The sequence below is a fragment of the Wenxinia saemankumensis genome, from assembly GCF_900141735.1.
Classification (GTDB): Bacteria; Pseudomonadota; Alphaproteobacteria; order Rhodobacterales; family Rhodobacteraceae; genus Wenxinia; species Wenxinia saemankumensis.
Map to the genome: position 1 here is coordinate 28,444 of NZ_FQYO01000007.1, position 16,130 is coordinate 44,573.

General features: G+C 64.1%; 18 protein-coding genes and 1 tRNA gene. 11 read left to right on the forward strand and 8 right to left on the reverse strand.

What is annotated here, in order from left to right; genetic code table 11:
* The first annotated feature begins 82 nt into the window (after nt 1-82).
* Nucleotides 83-1,504, forward strand: a complete 1,422-nt coding sequence (locus tag BUE30_RS16105; RefSeq protein WP_139300592.1) for a hypothetical protein — start codon at nt 83-85, stop codon at nt 1,502-1,504.
* On the forward strand, nt 1,504-4,197 hold the full coding sequence (locus tag BUE30_RS16110) for a hypothetical protein (protein WP_073333867.1): 2,694 nt from the start codon (nt 1,504-1,506) through the stop codon (nt 4,195-4,197). Before BUE30_RS16105 ends, BUE30_RS16110 begins: the two co-directional genes overlap by 1 nt.
* Before the next feature lie 175 nt (nt 4,198-4,372).
* Here BUE30_RS16110 and BUE30_RS17650 read toward each other — a convergent pair whose 3' ends face one another.
* Nucleotides 4,373-4,657, reverse strand: coding sequence for a WYL domain-containing protein (locus BUE30_RS17650; protein ID WP_073333872.1), 285 nt, complete (start codon nt 4,655-4,657; stop codon nt 4,373-4,375).
* 147 nt (nt 4,658-4,804) lie between these two features.
* Nucleotides 4,805-5,230 (reverse strand): hypothetical protein, encoded by a 426-nt coding sequence (locus BUE30_RS16120; protein WP_073333875.1) that lies wholly within the window; start codon nt 5,228-5,230, stop codon nt 4,805-4,807.
* 573 nt (nt 5,231-5,803) lie between these two features.
* On the opposite strand from BUE30_RS16120, the gene BUE30_RS18285 reads away from it, so the two are divergent.
* The 6 genes from BUE30_RS18285 to BUE30_RS16155 all read left to right on the forward strand — a co-directional run bounded on the left by BUE30_RS18285 (nt 5,804) and on the right by BUE30_RS16155 (nt 10,279).
* Entirely contained in the window at nt 5,804-6,109 is a 306-nt protein-coding gene (locus tag BUE30_RS18285) for a peptidoglycan-binding domain-containing protein (RefSeq protein WP_083601442.1), read from the forward strand.
* 486 nt (nt 6,110-6,595) lie between these two features.
* Nucleotides 6,596-7,249 carry a hypothetical protein gene (locus BUE30_RS16135; RefSeq protein WP_073333891.1) on the forward strand — a complete coding sequence of 218 codons (654 nt, stop codon included), beginning with the start codon at nt 6,596-6,598 and terminating at the stop codon, nt 7,247-7,249.
* 51 nt (nt 7,250-7,300) lie between these two features.
* On the forward strand, nt 7,301-7,945 hold the full coding sequence (locus tag BUE30_RS16140; RefSeq protein ID WP_073333895.1) for a hypothetical protein: 645 nt from the start codon (nt 7,301-7,303) through the stop codon (nt 7,943-7,945).
* Nucleotides 7,946-7,981: 36 nt separating this feature from the next.
* Entirely contained in the window at nt 7,982-8,515 is a 534-nt protein-coding gene (locus BUE30_RS16145; protein ID WP_073333900.1) for a hypothetical protein, read from the forward strand.
* A gap of 73 nt (nt 8,516-8,588) precedes the next feature.
* Entirely contained in the window at nt 8,589-9,443 is an 855-nt protein-coding gene (locus BUE30_RS16150; RefSeq protein WP_083601443.1) for a calcium-binding protein, read from the forward strand.
* A gap of 353 nt (nt 9,444-9,796) precedes the next feature.
* Nucleotides 9,797-10,279: a hypothetical protein gene (locus BUE30_RS16155; protein ID WP_139300593.1), complete on the forward strand. Its 483-nt coding sequence runs from the start codon at nt 9,797-9,799 to the stop codon at nt 10,277-10,279.
* A 94-nt stretch (nt 10,280-10,373) separates the two neighbouring features.
* Here BUE30_RS16155 and BUE30_RS16160 read toward each other — a convergent pair whose 3' ends face one another.
* From BUE30_RS16160 to BUE30_RS16175, 4 genes are all read right to left on the reverse strand, one after another.
* The gene (locus BUE30_RS16160; RefSeq protein ID WP_073333903.1) at nt 10,374-11,054 is read right to left on the reverse strand and encodes a Fic family protein; all 681 of its coding nucleotides are present in this window, start codon (nt 11,052-11,054) and stop codon (nt 10,374-10,376) included.
* A gap of 5 nt (nt 11,055-11,059) precedes the next feature.
* Complete coding sequence (locus BUE30_RS16165; protein WP_073333907.1) at nt 11,060-11,239, reverse strand: hypothetical protein; 180 nt, start codon at nt 11,237-11,239, stop codon at nt 11,060-11,062.
* A 254-nt stretch (nt 11,240-11,493) separates the two neighbouring features.
* Nucleotides 11,494-11,569: transfer RNA gene (locus tag BUE30_RS16170), tRNA-Ala, on the reverse strand.
* A 55-nt stretch (nt 11,570-11,624) separates the two neighbouring features.
* Nucleotides 11,625-12,290, reverse strand: a complete 666-nt coding sequence (locus BUE30_RS16175) for a hypothetical protein (RefSeq protein ID WP_083601444.1) — start codon at nt 12,288-12,290, stop codon at nt 11,625-11,627.
* Nucleotides 12,291-12,516: 226 nt separating this feature from the next.
* On the opposite strand from BUE30_RS16175, the gene BUE30_RS16180 reads away from it, so the two are divergent.
* The 3 genes from BUE30_RS16180 to BUE30_RS16190 are packed head-to-tail and all read left to right on the forward strand — an operon-like array spanning nt 12,517 to nt 13,586.
* Nucleotides 12,517-12,834 carry a rhodanese-like domain-containing protein gene (locus tag BUE30_RS16180; protein ID WP_073333911.1) on the forward strand — a complete coding sequence of 106 codons (318 nt, stop codon included), beginning with the start codon at nt 12,517-12,519 and terminating at the stop codon, nt 12,832-12,834.
* 2 nt (nt 12,835-12,836) lie between these two features.
* A complete protein-coding gene (locus tag BUE30_RS16185) occupies nt 12,837-13,118 on the forward strand; it encodes a hypothetical protein (protein WP_073333914.1) in 282 nt (93 codons plus the stop codon).
* 60 nt (nt 13,119-13,178) lie between these two features.
* Nucleotides 13,179-13,586: a universal stress protein gene (locus tag BUE30_RS16190; protein ID WP_073333917.1), complete on the forward strand. Its 408-nt coding sequence runs from the start codon at nt 13,179-13,181 to the stop codon at nt 13,584-13,586.
* A gap of 3 nt (nt 13,587-13,589) precedes the next feature.
* On the opposite strand, the gene BUE30_RS16195 is transcribed toward BUE30_RS16190, so the two are convergent.
* Both BUE30_RS16195 and uvrB read right to left on the reverse strand, forming a co-directional pair.
* Nucleotides 13,590-13,865, reverse strand: a complete 276-nt coding sequence (locus BUE30_RS16195; protein ID WP_139300594.1) for a DUF3175 domain-containing protein — start codon at nt 13,863-13,865, stop codon at nt 13,590-13,592.
* 59 nt (nt 13,866-13,924) lie between these two features.
* Complete coding sequence (gene uvrB / locus BUE30_RS16200) at nt 13,925-16,126, reverse strand: excinuclease ABC subunit UvrB (protein ID WP_073333924.1); 2,202 nt, start codon at nt 16,124-16,126, stop codon at nt 13,925-13,927.
* Nucleotides 16,127-16,130: the final 4 nt, after the last annotated feature.

A 16,130-nucleotide genomic window follows, 5' to 3' on the forward strand; every position in this document is an offset into this window, starting at 1 on the left:
AATACCCAACGGAGGCTAGTGTGACGCAGCCTCGATTTACTCTCGGCAAGACGGCCGGACATTGGAGGAAAGACCAATGAGAATGAACACGACCATCCCGCTTTCGGTTCAGCAGCCCGACGTGCTGAACGCCCTGGCGCAGGGGACGCAAATCGGCATGGGGATCAACAATGCCCGCCGTCAGAACGCCCTGGCGCAGCTGTATCAGGATCAAGGCGCAGGGATCATGAACGGCGATCCGGCGGCGCTGGCGCAGCTGGCGCAGTTTTCGCCGCAGGAGGCGCTCGGCATTCAAAGCGACCGCCTCGGCATGGACGCGACCCGGCAGAGCATGGATCTCGCGCAGAACGAGGACCGCCGCGCCGATCAGCGGCTTCGCATTCTGACGGATCAGGAAGCCCGCCAGGTGGCCGATCATGCGCGCGGTCTCGCCGCCGATCAGGCCGCTGCTGAGGCCCAGAGGATGCGGGAAGGCGTTGCCATGGCGATGGCCGCGCAGACACCGGAACAGTTCGCTCAGCTTGGCCTGAACGTTCCGGGCCTGACATTCGAGAACAGGGATATATTTGCGGCTCGGTTTATGGATATGGCCGATGTTATCGACATGACGACGGGGCCGACTTCCCAAGCGCAGTCCGCACCCGGACGCATTCAGGCGGATATCAACAGCGGTCTTCTTCCTCCCGATACGCCGCTCTACAGCGAGGGCGGGCCATCCGCTGCCGAGGCGGAGATTGCTCGTATCATGGAGGCAACCGGCGTTTCCCGGGCCGAAGCGATCCGAACGATGGATCTCCACGAGACGGTCATCGACCCTATCACTCGGGAGACCTATCTCATCGACCGCCAGACCGGTGAGCGTGTCATCCCGGCGCAGGGACAGAGTTACAACGTCCTGCAGAGGGCGGCACCTTCGGCCCCGGGGCTTCCGTCCACGGTTTCCGTGACGGACCTGCCGCCAGTGCAGGGATCGCCCGATGCGCCCAGAGCGGGGAGCAGTCCCGATTTCACCGCTGCTGTGGGCGGATACGGTCTCGCCGCCAACCTCGCCAACACTCTTTCCGACGCGCTGGGTCTGGGGCTGGTGAACGCGGATAACGAGGAAGCGACGCAGTTCCTCACCAACTTGTCGAACCGGACGATGGTGGCGCTGTCGCAAAGTGTCCCCGGCCGACCGTCGAATTTCCTTCTGGAGCGGTTCGAGCGGCTGACCACCACGCCGAATAGCGTCTGGCAGGGTGAGGGCCGGACGCGGGAACGGCTGACGCAGACGACGCAGCTCCTGAACGAGGCTATCGCCTTCAACGAGACCGTCGTGCGCGGCAATTTCATCCCGCAGCAGCGTGCGGAGGCAGCAGCTAACATCGAACAACTGCGCCCGATCCTGGAGGACTATCAGGGGGTGCTTCAATCGTTCCGGGGACAGCCCCGGCCGGAAACGCCCGCCAACGCTCCTGCGCAGAACCGGACGAGCAACGGCATCAGCTGGGGAGTGGTGAACTGATGGAGCTCGTAATCGAAGGTGTGAAGGTCTCCGTCTCGGACGACTTCGCCAGCCTCTCCCCTCGGGAGCAGGAGGCAACGGTCATAGAAATTGCCGATAGCCTCCAGATCACCCCGGCAAATGCCGAGACCGACAGCCGCCTCGAAGGCGCAATGTCGTTCCTGAACGAGGGTATCGCTCGCACCCTGGGCGCGCCCGTGGATATCGTGGCAGCCGGCCTGAACCGGGTCGGCATCGAAACCGGTGATAGCCCCGTGGGCGGGTCCGACAGCATCCGGGCCGCCATGGGGGCAGCTGACATCGCGGCGGCGAACCGTGCCCCTCAGACGATGGGCGAGCGCGCACTTCTGGGCGCCGGAGAGGCGGCGGGGGCGTTGTTGCCCGGGGCGGGCGCCCTGCGTGCCGTGGGCGCAACCGGGCAGCTAGGCCGAGAGGTGGCGACGGACGTATCCCGCCCGTTCCTTGCGACCCCCGGACGCGCCGTAGCCGCAGAGATGGCGGCGGGAGCCGGCGCCAGGGTGGGCGAGGCGGCCGCAGACCGCATGTCGGATGGCAACGGCCTCGCACGGGCCGCTGGGGGGCTTCTGGGTGGCCTTGCAGCAGCCACGGGCCCCGGAGCGGCATTGAGGGCCGGCACCGCTGCAATCCGTCGCACGCCGGTTGTGGGGACCGGTATCCGCGCTGCCCAGGCGGCCGTCGTGCCGTTTACCGAGGCGGGGGCGAGGGTGAGGGCAACTGACCGCATCCGCAGCCTCGTGTCCGATCCGGAGGCGACGCGGGAGGCGCTACGCCAGAGAACCGAAACGAACCTGACCCCCGCGCAGCAGCTGGACGACCCAAACCTTTTGGCGTTGGAGCGGACGGCTGCCGAGACTGACCCCCGGCTTCGCGACAGGCTGGCAGAACGCAGCCGGGAGGCTGGACAGCAAGCCATCGAAGGTCTGCGCGCGCCTGCCAACGGGGAGAGCGTGTCCGCCGCTCAGCGCATGGTGGACGTGCGGAGGGAGCAGTTCCGCACTCGCTTGCAAGGCATGGTCCAACTCGCGGAGAACCGCGCCCGCGCCCGGGTCGAGCGTCTCGACCCCGCACGACGGGAAAGCGAGAATGCCGTGATCGTGCGCGAGGAAATCGACCGCGCGTATGACCGGGCTCGTGGCCAGGAAAGCAAGCTCTGGGATCGCGTTCCGAGGGTCGCGCAGGTGCCAACTGACCGCGCTCGTGCCGCATACGACCGCTTCGTGGCAGAGACCGGGCGCCCGCAGCAATCCGACATCCCCCACGCCGCCCGTGCTTTCCTCAGCGGGGAGGAAGGGGGCTTCGCGGAGATGGAGACCGTGCAGGATGTCTATGGCCTCTACAGCAGCCTTCGGCAGAGCGCGCGCGAAGCCATGGCCGGGCCTGTCCCCCGGGAGAACGTGGCGAGGATCGCCAACGGGATCGCCGATGCCATTCTCGAGGATCTCGGCGCGGTAGGGCCGGAGACGACCATCGGTCGGACCATCAACGAAGCCCGCAGCTTCAGCCGGGAGGTCAACGAGACCTTCGGCCAGGGAACTGTCGGCATGGTTACGGCCCGCCAGCGGACAGGCGGGCCGAACGTCGCTCCGGAGACCACGCTTGCTCGTTCGGTCGGGTTGGGCGGTGTCCGTGGTGCTGTCGCTGTCGATGACATCCGGGGCGCAGCCGGAAGCAATGCTGACGCTTCACTGGAGGACTACCTTCGCGGTCGCCTCATGGAGGGAGTGCGACCGTTCACCCCGGAGCGCGCCGATGGGTTCGTCTCTCGCAACCGGGAGACCCTGCAGCGCTTCCCGGATCTTCAGGCCGACATTTCCAACGCGCAGGACGCGACCCGTACCGCCCTTGATCGAGCGAGCCGGGTTGCCGACATCACCCGAGCGCTCGACAATTCTCGGGAGAGCGTCACGGCTGCCTTCATCAATGCCAGAGCGGGGGACGAGATTGCGCAGGCCGTATTCCAGGACCGTAACCCGACGCGGGCGGCTGCGATCCTCGCGAATGCCGCGCGCAGAGACGAGACTGGTCGCGCTCTTGATGGCCTTAAAGGCGGCTTTCTGGATTACCTGACGCGCCAGTCGAACGGCGGTTATTCCGGTGACGGCTCGCCGCTTCTGAACGGCGACACGCTGAACGGCCTGCTGCAGGATACGCGGACCCGCGCCGCCCTCGGCAGGGTCTTTACGGCGCCGGAACTTGGGCGCATGGATCGCCTCGCTCGCGAGCTGCAGGGCCTCCAGCATGCCAGGGAGGGACGTTCGCTCGATGCGGTGATGAACGATGCCCCGAACAGCGTCATCAGCCTCCTGTCGAACACGGCCGCGGCTCGGATGGGCGCACAGGCGGGGCAGGGGACTTCGGGCGCGTCCCTGCTGACCGCGAACTTCGCCACCCGCCGGATGCGGCGGATCCTCGATAGCCTGACAAATGACCGGGCCGAACTGCTGGTGCGGAATGCCATCGAAGACCGCGAGTTGTTCGCCGCCCTCCTGCGGCCGGTGAACAGCCCCGAGGCCGCGCGGCATGTCGAGCGCCGGCTGACGGAATGGCTATTGGGGACGGGGGCCGTTGTCGCCTCCGAGACCGGCGATCCTAGGCAGGCAAGCGTAGGGGCGCAGGAGCGAGCTGAAACTAGCCCAACGCCGCGTGCGTCCAATGCGCTAGCGCTTCCCTAGCCGCTCTCTTTGGCTATTTGCGATCAGTGTTCCAACCGCGTTAGCGATAGGGGTCAAAATCAATGAGGTATTGAGGTACCATTTTAAATGGGGTATCTCAATACCATGAGACACGCATCTGACTGCGCGATAAGTTCAGGACCTGCTAGGTGGCCAATGCCGTGCGATTGCGGCGTCAGAGCCTGCAGACAATCCGCTCAATGGTTTGGTCGTTCGGGTTATAGCCTGGTCGCGGCCCTGCAAATCCATTTAGACCTTTGGTTGGCCCGGATAGCTTGGAAACGTGAAAATCGCGAAAGCCTTGTCCGCTTCCTCCTGAAAGCTGCCAAGCACTCAGCGTCAGGTCCCCGTCACTATCATATCCCAAAAGATGCGGCTCGACCTCGCGCCGTTTCCCCAAATAAAGAAAAGACAGCAACTTCTTTTCTCGGATCGCTTCGCAGATAATCGCTTGGTTCATCCCTCCCCCTTCCTAGTATCTAAGCGTTCCTATTCGCTCATTGGATACATGCGCTGCCCACTCAATTCATCTCTCAGCTGATCCTGTCTCGTCTGGCTGTGGTGGTCACTTTCGCTAGCTTCGTAGAGGCAGAATAAAGTTGGCTGCTCACCACACCACATCAATGATGCGACCATCACTGTGCTGGCAGACGCCTACGCCACCGACATTGGTCAGCCCCGACGAGTCGGCATAGTCTAGGTCGCACCGCAGGGTTGAGCCGCGCGATCCGAGCAGCGTCGCAGTGAAATCGCCGGTGGTCGTGTAGCCGACGTAATTGGTCATGCCGCTGTAAGCGCCGCCGCTCATGTCGAAGGCAGTTCCGAAGCCAGTTCCGAAGGTCGATGCTGCCCCATCCATGACCGAGCGTCCGCGAAACTGCTCCCCGTCAATCACTGCTGTCAGCTGATCCGAGTCCATCCCCTGCTCGTAGCTGAACTGAACAGGCGTTCCCTCACCACGGATTACCCCCTGCATCGTGCCCGAGCACCCAGCCAGGATCAGCGTACCAACCAACAAAGTTACCTTCTTCACGTCTCTCTCCCTAGCGTCCTTGGCTAAGCTAGCTCGCCGAGCCGCAGCAGGTCTAGATGTCTGGTATGCCTTAAGCTGTCTTGCCCGGCGCCTAGACATATCTGCGTCGGCAGCAGGCCTAGACGCCGTTCCAGCCTTCGCCAGTTCGGTGATGGTCGCGCCGCTCTCGACCATTTCCTCGAAGTCATCCTCGGGGGTGGTGGCGAGACGTTTGGCGGTGTCCGCCTGCCTCTTAGAAAGGCCGGCTCCCTCTGCGCCACCCGCTCGTGAAAGAGTATCGGTTGCGTTACTCTTTAGTGGCCCCTGTTGCGGGTTCCACCTGCTTTAGGAGTTCACCGGCCCGACGGGTGGCTCGCGCACGGATGCGCTTTCGCTTGACAGAATCACGTCGCGTCAAGCTCACTCGCGCGAGTGTGCTTGGGAGGAATCAGCGTGCGTTTTTTGATTGGTCAGATACTAGCGGCAACTTTAGTACTATTTGCCGCTCCAGTGACCGCCCACCCGGGCGGACTTAATTCGAGCGGCTGTCATGCAGGGAGCCGGCCCTATCATTGCCACAGGGCCCCGAGCGAAATGGTTGGTAATCGGTTGCGTTGCGACCTGGGTAGCCGATCAGTTGAATGCGGGAACGGGGCACCAAGCTCTGGAACAGCAGCGCCATTTCGTGCCCAGCCGTCTTCGGTTGTGGTCGGCTATCAACAACAGCTTTTGAGGCACTGCGCTGGTTTGCCTGCGGATTTTGCAGATGGCTTTGAAGGTCCCGCTACGATAAATGCCCTTATGCGGTTCCAGCGAAGTGCCGGGTTGAATCCTGACGGTGTTTTTGGGTCAGATACAGCAGCAGCGCTTTCCGGCCCAGTCACTGGGGCATGTCGGTAGCATCTAACGGTTGCTTCCACTAGGAGGTAATGGCCGGGGAGTAACGGCCCTTGGCTATTCCTCCGTGTGAAGCACTATTCGTCTCAATGGGCTGGAATAGCGCATCATCGGCTACGACCGGTCACTCCGACAGCTGACACGACGAGACCTAATCTCGGCTCGACCTGAGTGCGACCCCTGATCCGTTCGCTGTGGATCCGGCTTCTAGGAACTCGACGCCAGCTGCTTCGAGCGCGGAGACAACCCGCGCCTCAACTTCGTCCGACACAAGCCCCTTATGCGACGGGCGACCTTCCAGCCTGCGCAACGAGATGAGGGGCACATCGGCCTGAGCCGACAGCTGCTCCTGCGTCAGATCCGCCAAAATCCTTGCTGCCTTGATCGGCCTCTTCATCGGGTGCCCCGCCTGATTAGTTCCTCTCACTGAGCACTTGCTATCACCTATGTCTAGTGATAGGTAGTTATCAGCAACCAGAGGACGCCGCCATGATGACCCTGACCGTGACCCCCCGCGAAGTGATGCAGCTGGCCTGGAGCCTCGCCCGCGCCGAACGGGCATTCTCCTTCGTCCAGGACTGGACCCCGGGCCCCACCTACGGTCGCCAGCGCCGGGCCAGCCTTGTCGAGAAGCGGGCCCTCTTCGCCAACGCTCTCCGCAGAGCATGGACGCAGGTGAAAAGCTTGGTCGCCCGTCGTCGCGCGGCCGTCGCCGCCGAGACCCGGACGCCGGCCGCCATCCGCGCGGAACTCGAAGCGCTTGAGAACCGCGACACGCTCGGCCCGGAGGGTCGTGCACGCATCTCCGAACTGCTGGCGGCGCTGCCCTACGCCGAGGAGAAGGCCGCGCAGAACGACGCCAAGCGCGAACTAATTGAGGCCGAGGGCGGGCGCATCGTCACGGTCACCTTCACCAAGGCAGACGGCTTGGAGCGGGTCATGAAGATCCAGCCGTCGGCGCTTCGGAGCCGCGTGAAGGGCGAGGCCGCCAGCCCCTCTGCGCAGCAAGCAGCCGCCACCCGGAAGGCTCGCCATCCGCACCTGTTCAACGCGTGGGACGTGGAGAAGGGCGGGCCCCGCTCGATCAATCTCGGGACCATCTCGCGCATCGCCTCTCGCGGAACGGTCCGGACCTACGCCTGAAACACAGAGCCGTTCGACCAACGGGCGGCCACCAAACTGGAGGAAGTCACAATGTCCAGAATCGCCGACATCATCGCCTGTCTGGAAGACGCAAACCGCAGGCTGGCCGGGATCGGGCCGCTGGAGGCGCTCACGGCCCATTTGGCCAAGGAACGGGGCATCGAGGGTCACAAGTCAGCTGAACTCACCGAGGCACGGGAAGAAGCGAAGTCGCGGCGGGACCGGGCGCTGGCCGACCTGATCGGCGCCGAGGCCAAGACGCAGGGGGAGGCGCTCAGAAAAGCCGCCGCGCTCGTTGGCCCCGAAATGTCGGACGAGGCTGCCGCTTCCGTCCGGGCAGACGCCAAGCGCCTCACGGATACCAGCCGCGATCCCGTGGTGATGGATGCCACCCGGCTCCGGGACCTGCAGGCGGTCTCGCTGAGGCTCTCCGACGACCCCTTCAACGGCAACGGGGACTCGCCCGAAAATCTCGACCTCGACCAGCAGCAGCTCCGTCTCTACGACCGGCTCAAGAAGCAGCCGCCCACCAGCCCCGAGGGCGTGGCCGCGCTCGCCGACATCATCTGGAACGACTTCGGGCCGGGGCTGATCGCCGGGACGCCGGATTGGGAAGACGCGATCACGAACAATCCCGAGTATGCCCTCCTGCGCCGCCTGCGGCACGGGGCCCGGATCGTGGCGGAGGGCCGCTAGGCTCTCCCTCCCCAACATTCAGCCAGTAGCGCCCCAATGCCCGACACATACCGCGACAACCGATCCTGGTCGGATCAATTCCTTCCCGAGATCCGCCGGGCCATCGGGGGGCATCTACTGAGCGTCGCCGCCGATCCCTTCGACTGGCACGAAGCAACGGACCTGATGATGCTGGAGGCGAAGGACCTGCGGATCGCGGCCAGAGTGCGCCGGCCGGGCTATCGGGACCGCTACCCGCACCAGTTCACCCTGCGGTCGCGACTGCCCTCCGGCGCGGAGACAGAGTTGGCCAAGGTGGTGAACGGTTCGGGTGACTGGTTGTTTTACGGCCATGCCAGCGCCAGCGGTCGCGGTCTCGACGGGTGGAGCCTGATCGACCTTCGCGCTTTTCGGGCAGGGCTGATCCGGCAAGCCGCCAACGGCTACCGCATACGTTCGGGCGACCAGCAGAACCCGGACGGGACGTGGTTCAAGTGGTTTGATATGCGGTCTTTTCCTACATTCCCGCCTTTGGTCGTAGCTGTTGGCGGGGCCACGAGGGGAGAGCAAAGCGCCGACGATGACTTGTAAAGCGCGAAATCTGAACCTCAAGATTAGACCAATGATTCGGACACGGTGTCCATCATGATTAAAGAGGTGAAGCGTGGCTCAAGTCACATTTGGACTGCCGGTCAATATGTACGAAGCGAAGACGTTCCAAGGGGTCGTTACCGAAGCGACATCCTCATTGCTGGAGATCACAGCGGGGTTTCGAGTTGCCCAGTACTACGGCGCATTCACCTATGACGCCTACGGTAACGTCTATGGTCAGGTTACTGGCTACAACTCGATATATAGGGGTGCACTGGAGTATTCGCTCGAGGACATGGAAATAGACGCTTTTGAACTTGCCGAGGCAGTGAACTATGGTGATTTTGAAGACCTCTACGAACTTATTTTGGGGAATTCTGATCGGTTTCGGGGCTCTGATGGCAACGATGCTATTCGGACCTTTGAGGGAAACGATGTTGCCTACGGAAATCGCGGGCAGGACATAATTGAGTTGGGTGAAGGCAACGATCAGGCATTTGGTGGATCCGGGGGTGACGACTTAATTGGTGATGACGGCAGGGATAAACTGTTCGGCAATGGCGGCCGCGATAGCCTTTTTGGTGGCGATGGCGCTGACGTACTGTCTGGTGGCGCTGGAGCAGACTACCTGGATGGGCAAGAGGGCAATGACAAGCTTCTTGGCGGTAAAGGCGCTGATGTTTTCTGGTTCAACGATGACTGCGGCCGTGACAAAATTCTTGATTTCAAATCGGGTGTTGATCAAATCTGGATCAGTCCCTTCCTCCGGATCCAATCAGGTGCCGAGAGCGCCGACGATTTTGTCGACACCTACGGAAAGGTGAACCGGAAGGGCGACCTCGTCCTCAATTTCGGCGACGGTGATCGTGTCATCCTAAAAGACGGCGGCGATATGCTGGAAACCATCGCGGATGACCTAATCTGGTAGCTTCGTGGACTTGTGGCCCGCTTCATCTTATGTGAGGCGGGCCATCAGAAGGCCTTTTTGGCTTCACCCGGCCGGCACGTTCGCAAATTAGATGTTGCATCCGTTGTCAGGCGACCAACGGCTACTGCGCCCGCTTGGGCGACTAGCGGAACCGGATGGGACGTGATCCGGTCGGTTCGACACGCAGTAGTTTCCTCCTGAGCCCCCGTTGATTATGGCTTCGGTGCTGTAGGCCCCCGTTCCGGATGCGTGCTTTGGCGGTCACGCAATCGGTAGCAGCAAAATAGAGACAGATAGTCGGCGCGCTTGAACCATGCGCAACGTGCCCCCGTTGTTTGTTAAGAGGCAAAACGATGCAGAAGTATCTTATCATCGCGGCTGCGGCTTTTCTCGCTGCACCCGCTACCGCTCAAGAGAGCGGTGTGACGTTCGAACTCATGGGCGCAGAAGTGCAGGAGACGACAGGCGCTGAATTGGGGCTCGGCTACCGGATTTCATCTGGCGGCTTCAATCTCGATGCCGCTATCGGTGCTTTCGTCTACCAAGGCAAGGGGGATGACGGCTATCGCTATGAAGCCTCCATCGACCGATGCCGTGATTTGTCGAACGGACAGTTCGCTCGCGACGAATTTTGCGACGCGACCGAAGTTGCCGGGTACGGTCGTATTGAGGCGTCCTACTCGTTCGGCCAGTTTGAAGTAGGGGCTGGCTACCGCTTCTCTGAAGACGCGCAGAATCCCTACGGTACAGCGACATACGAATTCGGGAACGGCGCAGGCGTAAAGCTGAATGCCGGAGAAGATTATCTCGCGCTCGGCGTGGTTTTCCGTCGCTGAACTTGCTGCTTCACTGGCTTATCAAGGATGGCTCGCCAGAGTCTGCGCGAGCCATCAATCTGAAAGAGGCTAAGTGGGCTTTGTTCAGCTGGGGTTACGATGCCGCGGGCCCGATTGTCGCGTCATCCAATGCTCCCCTCAACTGCTGAGCAAACATAGCTCCTATCAACTTTTCCATGTCTGAAACCAAAGTTGGTCCGAGCTGCTTTTGCTCCTTGTAGAGCTTGTCCGCCGCTTCAAGGGCATCGTAGTAAGGTTTCCGATTTGAGGTGATTTGCTCCGGAATTGTCTCTCGACCGGGTAGCAGTGCCCCAGCGTGGACGCTCAGCACCAAATACGATGCTGCTCGCGATGTCCTTCCGTTACCATCGGTAAAAGGATGTATCCAATTCATCCGCCACATTACCATCGAGGAAAGATGAACGGCAGAGAGCCTATCCCAACCGTCATTCACATAGTCGCAAAGTTCCTCAATTAGTTCAGCGACCAAATGGGCTCCCGGCGGCTCGTGGTCGCTTTCTCCTATGCCGATGCCTGCGGGGCGCCAATTTCCAGCGAACGCATCAAGGCCCTCGATGGCGCAGCGATTGAGCTCTTGGATCGCGGAGGGACGAAGCCTGAACGGGGGTCTATCAAGTGCTCCGATTATCATTTCTCGAAGTCGAGCAGCTTGCCGCAGCGCGTTTGCTGCCTCGCGTTCCGCTCGCTCGGCTTCGTCCGCCACAACCTCCGCGCCGAGGGCGGAACTGTGACGGACGCGACCTTCCTCGCTCATAGCGATCAGTACCCGAGCTTCTCAGCCTGCTGGTCAACCATCTCGCGCGTGATGCGGGGGTTCTCGAACGCAGAGTTGCCGTACGCAAAACTCCGACGCTGCGCCACCTCTTGAGCCGGAGTCATGGTCACTTGCTTTGCGCGTTCGACCAGGTAGCTCAGGGCGTCTTGTTCATCCTTCGACATTGGTCGTCTCCCACGGGCTTCGTCGTTGGCGTCGCCTTTGGTGTGCGACTCTCCCAACGCAAGGTTTAGCGTTTGGCCCCGCTTTGTCGCCCCCCTAGATGCGCTGACCCTACATCAAGTAACCTTGAGTCCTGTTTGCAACAGACAAGAGGCAGTCTCTCCGGGCCCGCAAACGCGGCGGCGGGTCAAATGATGGGTCAAGAGACAAAGCGGTTAGCCAACGTACTGATTTCACATCAGTAAAATAATTGGATTGGTGGAGTCGAGGGGGATCGAACCCCTGACCTCGTCATTGCGAACGACGCGCTCTCCCAACTGAGCTACGACCCCAACGCGGGCGCTAATGCACCCTGTCCGGGGCGGTGTCAAGCGGGCCCCGGGGGCATCAGAACCGAAAGCTCGTCCGCATCAGCAGGCCGCTTCCCCGGTCGCCGGTCAGGGCGTGGTCGATCCCCACCGACAGGTCCCATCTCTCCGCCGGCGCGTAGCTGAGCGCCCCGGCGACCTTGGCGTAGAAATCCCCGGTCAGCCCCGTCCCGGCCTGGGCCGAGAGGAGGGAGGTCCAGCCCTCGGCGAAGCGCTGGCCCCAGACCCCCTCCGCCTTGATCTGGCGGCGGTCGGATCCGATGGCCCAGACCCCCTCGACATCGACGGCCAGCCAGCCCCGGTCCAGACCGCGCCCCCAATGCAGGTCGGCCCGGGCCGATGGCTCGTAGGTGCCGTCCGGCAGGATCGTCGCGCCGATCCCGCCGCCCACCGCCCAGCGGTCCGGCCCGGTCCCGTCATCCAGCGCGAGACGCGCCCAGACGAAGCCGCTGCCGGCGGTTCCCGCATCGGCCAGATAGGCGTTGAGACCGAAGGTGAGCCGGGGCAGGGCGCCGAATTCGAGGTAGATCGTCGGGTCGTAATGGACCGGTCGCTCGGCCGAGAACAGCGCCACGTTGCCGCCGAAGGACAGGTAGACCTCGCCCGCCTCGCGCGCCCAGGCGCCGGCCCCGGCCCGGGCGGGCAGCAGGGCGGCGACGAGCAGGGCGAGGAGTCGCAGGATCATCGCGCGAGGCTGCCGCAGGAGTGGTTAAGGCCCCCTTAATCGCGAACCGCCCGCCCGATCCGGGCGCGATGCGGCGCGCCCGGCCTTGCCCCGCGCCGCGTCCGCCTATCTGGTAGCCTCGACGCCCCCCGATCACGGAGTGCCAGATGATCTTCCGCCTCGCCCTGCTCGCCGCCTCCGCGCTGACCCTCGCGGGCTGCGACGTGCCCTTCGTGCCGCTGGTCTGATGGCGGTCCCCACGATCCGGCCCGAAGAGGCGGCCCCGCTGCATGGCGGGCCCGGGACCGTGTTCCTCGACGTGCGCGAGGAAGACGAGGTCGCGGCCGGCAAGGTCGCCGGGGCCACGACGATTCCGCTTTCGCTCGTGCCTCTCCTCGCCGGGGAGAGACTGCCGAAGGACGCCACGGTGATCGTCTACTGCGCCGCCGGGGGCCGCGCCCAGAAAGCGGCCGAGGCCCTGCAGGGCATGGGGTGGCGCGACGTGCGCAACATGGGCGGATACAAGGACTGGTCCGAGGCCGGCCTGCCGACCGAGAAGGACTGATCATGGAAGACTTCTTCAGCGTTCTGGGCTGGGTTGCCCTCGTCCTGCTGGTGCTGGTGGGCCTCGTCGCCGGGGCGATCGCCGGGGCCATCGCGGGACGCAACCGGGCGCTCTATCTCGTGCTCGGCGTGGTGGGGGCCATCGCGACGCCCTTCATCCTCGCCGCGCTGGGCGTCACCGCGCTGGCCGCCGGCGGGCTGATCCTCATTCTCTTCGTCGCCGCGATCGGGGCGGCCATCGTCCTGGTGCTCGGTCGCATGCTGTTCGCCCGCCGCCGCGATTGACGCAGGTCAAGGCGCGGGGCGCCCGCCGGATCCAGACTGCGCGGCAGGAGGTACCCTGCCATGTACAAGAAGATCCTCATCGCCCTCGCCCCCGACCAGATGGACGCGGCGGCCGAGCTCAAGGCCGCCGCCCGCGCCCTCGCGGACGAGGGCGCCTCGATCCTCGCCCTGTCGGTGATCGAGATCGTGCCGTCCTACATCGAGTTCCAGGTGCCCAGCTCGATCTACGAGATGCCGCGCGAGGATGTCGAGCGGCGGCTGGAGGAGGCCCTGTCGGACAGCCCCGACATCCTGCGCCGCGTCGAGGTCGGCAATCCCGCGGCGACGATCCGCCACGTGCAGGAGACGGAAGGTTGCGACGTCGTCGTCCTGCGGTCGCACAGCCCGGCGCTGAAGGACTGGGTGCTGGGCACGACGGCGGGCCGGGTCGTCCGGGACGTGAACTGCTCGATCCACGTCCTCCGGTAAGGCTCAGTCCTTGCCGTAGAGGTCGCGCAGCTCGTCCTTCGCATCCTCCAGCACCTGCCGCTGGTCGGCGTCCAGCTGGTCGCCGGCACGATTGATGTAGAAGGTCAGCATCGACATGGCCGATCGCAGCGGCGTTCCCTTGCGCCGCTCGCTGCGATCGGCAGAGCGCTTGAGCGACAGCGCGACCTCGCGGGGATCGTCCTTGGTGAAGACCCCCTCCTCGAGATCGAGCGAGTCGCTGTTCTCGGTCACGTCCTGCGACCATCTGTCGTCGGTCATCGGCCTGTCCTCCGCCATCGTTCGGCGGGTCTACGACCGACGGGGGGAGGGGGGTTCCCTCACCCGCCCCGCTTGCGCCGCTTCACGCCGCCGCGCTGCCCGGGCCGGCCGGCGGTGGACCGGCCGGAGGGGTTCGTCGCCGCGGCGCTCGCCGCCTCGACCGCCTGCTGGCGGGCCATCGGGTCGTCGGCCACGGCAAGATCGACCGCCTCCAGCCGCTTGACCTCGTCGCGTAGGCGCGCCGCTTCCTCGAATTCCAGGTTCTCGGCCGCCTTGCGCATGTCGGCGCGCAGCCCGTCCAGCACCGCCTGCAGGTTCGCGCCGGCCATCGGCTTGTCGACCTTGGCCGTGACGCGGTTCATGTCCACGTCGCCCTTGTAGAGGCCGGCGAGGATGTCCTCGACGTTCTTGCGGACCGTGGCGGGGGTGATCCCGTGTTCCTGGTTGTAGGCGATCTGCTTCTCGCGCCGGCGCTCGGTCTCGCGCATCGCGCGCTCCATACTGCCGGTGATCCGGTCGCCATACATGATGACCTTGCCGTCCGCGTTCCGGGCCGCCCGACCGATCGTCTGGATAAGCGAGGTCTCGGAACGCAGGAACCCCTCCTTGTCGGCGTCGAGGATCGCGACCAGCCCGCATTCGGGAATGTCGAGCCCCTCGCGCAGCAGGTTGATTCCGACCAGCACGTCGAAGGCGCCGAGACGCAGGTCACGCAGGATCTCGATCCGCTCGATCGTGTCGATGTCGCTGTGCATGTAGCGGACCTTGATCCCCTGCTCGTGAAGGTACTCGGTCAGGTCCTCGGCCATGCGCTTGGTCAGAACGGTGGCGAGCGTGCGGTAGCCGGCGGCCGAGACGCGGCGGATCTCGTCCAGCAGGTCGTCGACCTGCATCTCGACGGGACGCACCTCGACCTGCGGGTCGAGAAGGCCGGTGGGCCGGATCACCTGCTCGGCGAAGACGCCGCCGGCCTGGTCCAGCTCCCACGCCGCGGGAGTGGCCGAGACGAAGATCGACTGCGGCCGCATCGCGTCCCACTCCTCGAACTTGAGCGGGCGGTTGTCCATGCAGGAGGGCAGGCGGAAGCCGTGCTCGGCCAGCGTGAACTTGCGTCGGTAGTCGCCCTTGTACATCGCGCCGATCTGCGGGACCGACACGTGGCTCTCGTCGGCGAAGACGATGGCGTTGTCGGGGATGAACTCGAACAGGGTCGGCGGCGGCTCGCCCGGGGCGCGGCCGGTCAGGTAGCGCGAGTAGTTCTCGATCCCGTTGCAGACGCCGGTGGCCTCCAGCATCTCGAGGTCGAACTTGGTGCGCTGCTCCAGCCGCTGTGCCTCCAGCAGCTTGCCCTCGCCTTCCAGCTGCTTGAGCCGCATGTCGAGCTCGGCCTTGATGCCCTTCATCGCCTGCTGCATCGTCGGGCGGGGCGTCACGTAGTGGCTGTTGGCGTAGATCCGGATCCGCTCGAAGCTGTCGGTCTTGGTCCCCGTCAGCGGGTCGAACTCGACGATGCTCTCCAGCTCCTCGCCGAAGAAGGACATCCGCCAGGCCCGGTCCTCGAGGTGGGCGGGCCAGACCTCCAGGCTGTCGCCCCGCACACGGAACGACCCGCGGGCGAAGGCCTGGTCGTTGCGGCGGTACTGCTGCGCGACGAGATCGGCCATCACCGCGCGCTGGTCGTAGCTCTTCCCGACGAACAGGTCCTGCGTCATCGCGCCGTAGGTCTCGACCGAGCCGATGCCGTAGATGCAGGAGACGGAGGCGACGATGATCACGTCGTCGCGCTCGAGCAGGGCCCGGGTGGCCGAGTGGCGCATCCGGTCGATCTGCTCGTTGATCTGGGATTCCTTCTCGATATACGTGTCCGACCGCGGCACGTAGGCCTCGGGCTGGTAGTAGTCGTAGTAGCTGACGAAATACTCGACCGCGTTGTCGGGAAAGAAGCCCTTGAACTCGCCGTAGAGCTGCGCCGCCAGCGTCTTGTTCGGGGCGAGGATGATGGCGGGGCGCTGCGTCTCCTCGATCACCTTTGCCATGGTGAAGGTCTTGCCGGTGCCGGTCGCGCCCAGCAGGACCTGGTCCCGCTCGCCCCCCTTGATGCCGCCGGCCAGCTCCTCGATCGCGGTGGGCTGGTCGCCCGCCGCCTTGAACTCCGTCTGCATGACGAAGCGTTTCCCCCCTTCGAGCTTGTCGCGTGTCCGCACATCCCGCGCGGGCGCGGCCTGCAGGACGGGCATGGCTTCGGGGGAATTGTTGTGCATGGAC

Bases quoted from the DNA above. Each gene is read 5' to 3' on its own strand.
- BUE30_RS16105 (WP_139300592.1), top strand. From the start codon at position 83: ATGAACACGACCATCCCGCTTTCGGTTCAGCAGCCCGACGTGCTGAAC.
- BUE30_RS16110 (WP_073333867.1), top strand. From the start codon at position 1,504: ATGGAGCTCGTAATCGAAGGTGTGAAGGTCTCCGTCTCGGACGACTTC.
- BUE30_RS17650 (WP_073333872.1), bottom strand. From the start codon at position 4,657: ATGAACCAAGCGATTATCTGCGAAGCGATCCGAGAAAAGAAGTTGCTG.
- BUE30_RS18285 (WP_083601442.1), top strand. From the start codon at position 5,804: ATGGTTGGTAATCGGTTGCGTTGCGACCTGGGTAGCCGATCAGTTGAA.
- BUE30_RS16135 (WP_073333891.1), top strand. From the start codon at position 6,596: ATGATGACCCTGACCGTGACCCCCCGCGAAGTGATGCAGCTGGCCTGG.
- BUE30_RS16140 (WP_073333895.1), top strand. From the start codon at position 7,301: ATGTCCAGAATCGCCGACATCATCGCCTGTCTGGAAGACGCAAACCGC.
- BUE30_RS16145 (WP_073333900.1), top strand. From the start codon at position 7,982: ATGCCCGACACATACCGCGACAACCGATCCTGGTCGGATCAATTCCTT.
- BUE30_RS16155 (WP_139300593.1), top strand. From the start codon at position 9,797: ATGCAGAAGTATCTTATCATCGCGGCTGCGGCTTTTCTCGCTGCACCC.
- BUE30_RS16160 (WP_073333903.1), bottom strand. From the start codon at position 11,054: ATGAGCGAGGAAGGTCGCGTCCGTCACAGTTCCGCCCTCGGCGCGGAG.
- BUE30_RS16165 (WP_073333907.1), bottom strand. From the start codon at position 11,239: ATGTCGAAGGATGAACAAGACGCCCTGAGCTACCTGGTCGAACGCGCA.
- BUE30_RS16175 (WP_083601444.1), bottom strand. From the start codon at position 12,290: ATGATCCTGCGACTCCTCGCCCTGCTCGTCGCCGCCCTGCTGCCCGCC.
- BUE30_RS16180 (WP_073333911.1), top strand. From the start codon at position 12,517: ATGGCGGTCCCCACGATCCGGCCCGAAGAGGCGGCCCCGCTGCATGGC.
- BUE30_RS16185 (WP_073333914.1), top strand. From the start codon at position 12,837: ATGGAAGACTTCTTCAGCGTTCTGGGCTGGGTTGCCCTCGTCCTGCTG.
- BUE30_RS16190 (WP_073333917.1), top strand. From the start codon at position 13,179: ATGTACAAGAAGATCCTCATCGCCCTCGCCCCCGACCAGATGGACGCG.
- BUE30_RS16195 (WP_139300594.1), bottom strand. From the start codon at position 13,865: ATGACCGACGACAGATGGTCGCAGGACGTGACCGAGAACAGCGACTCG.
- uvrB (WP_073333924.1), bottom strand. From the start codon at position 16,126: ATGCACAACAATTCCCCCGAAGCCATGCCCGTCCTGCAGGCCGCGCCC.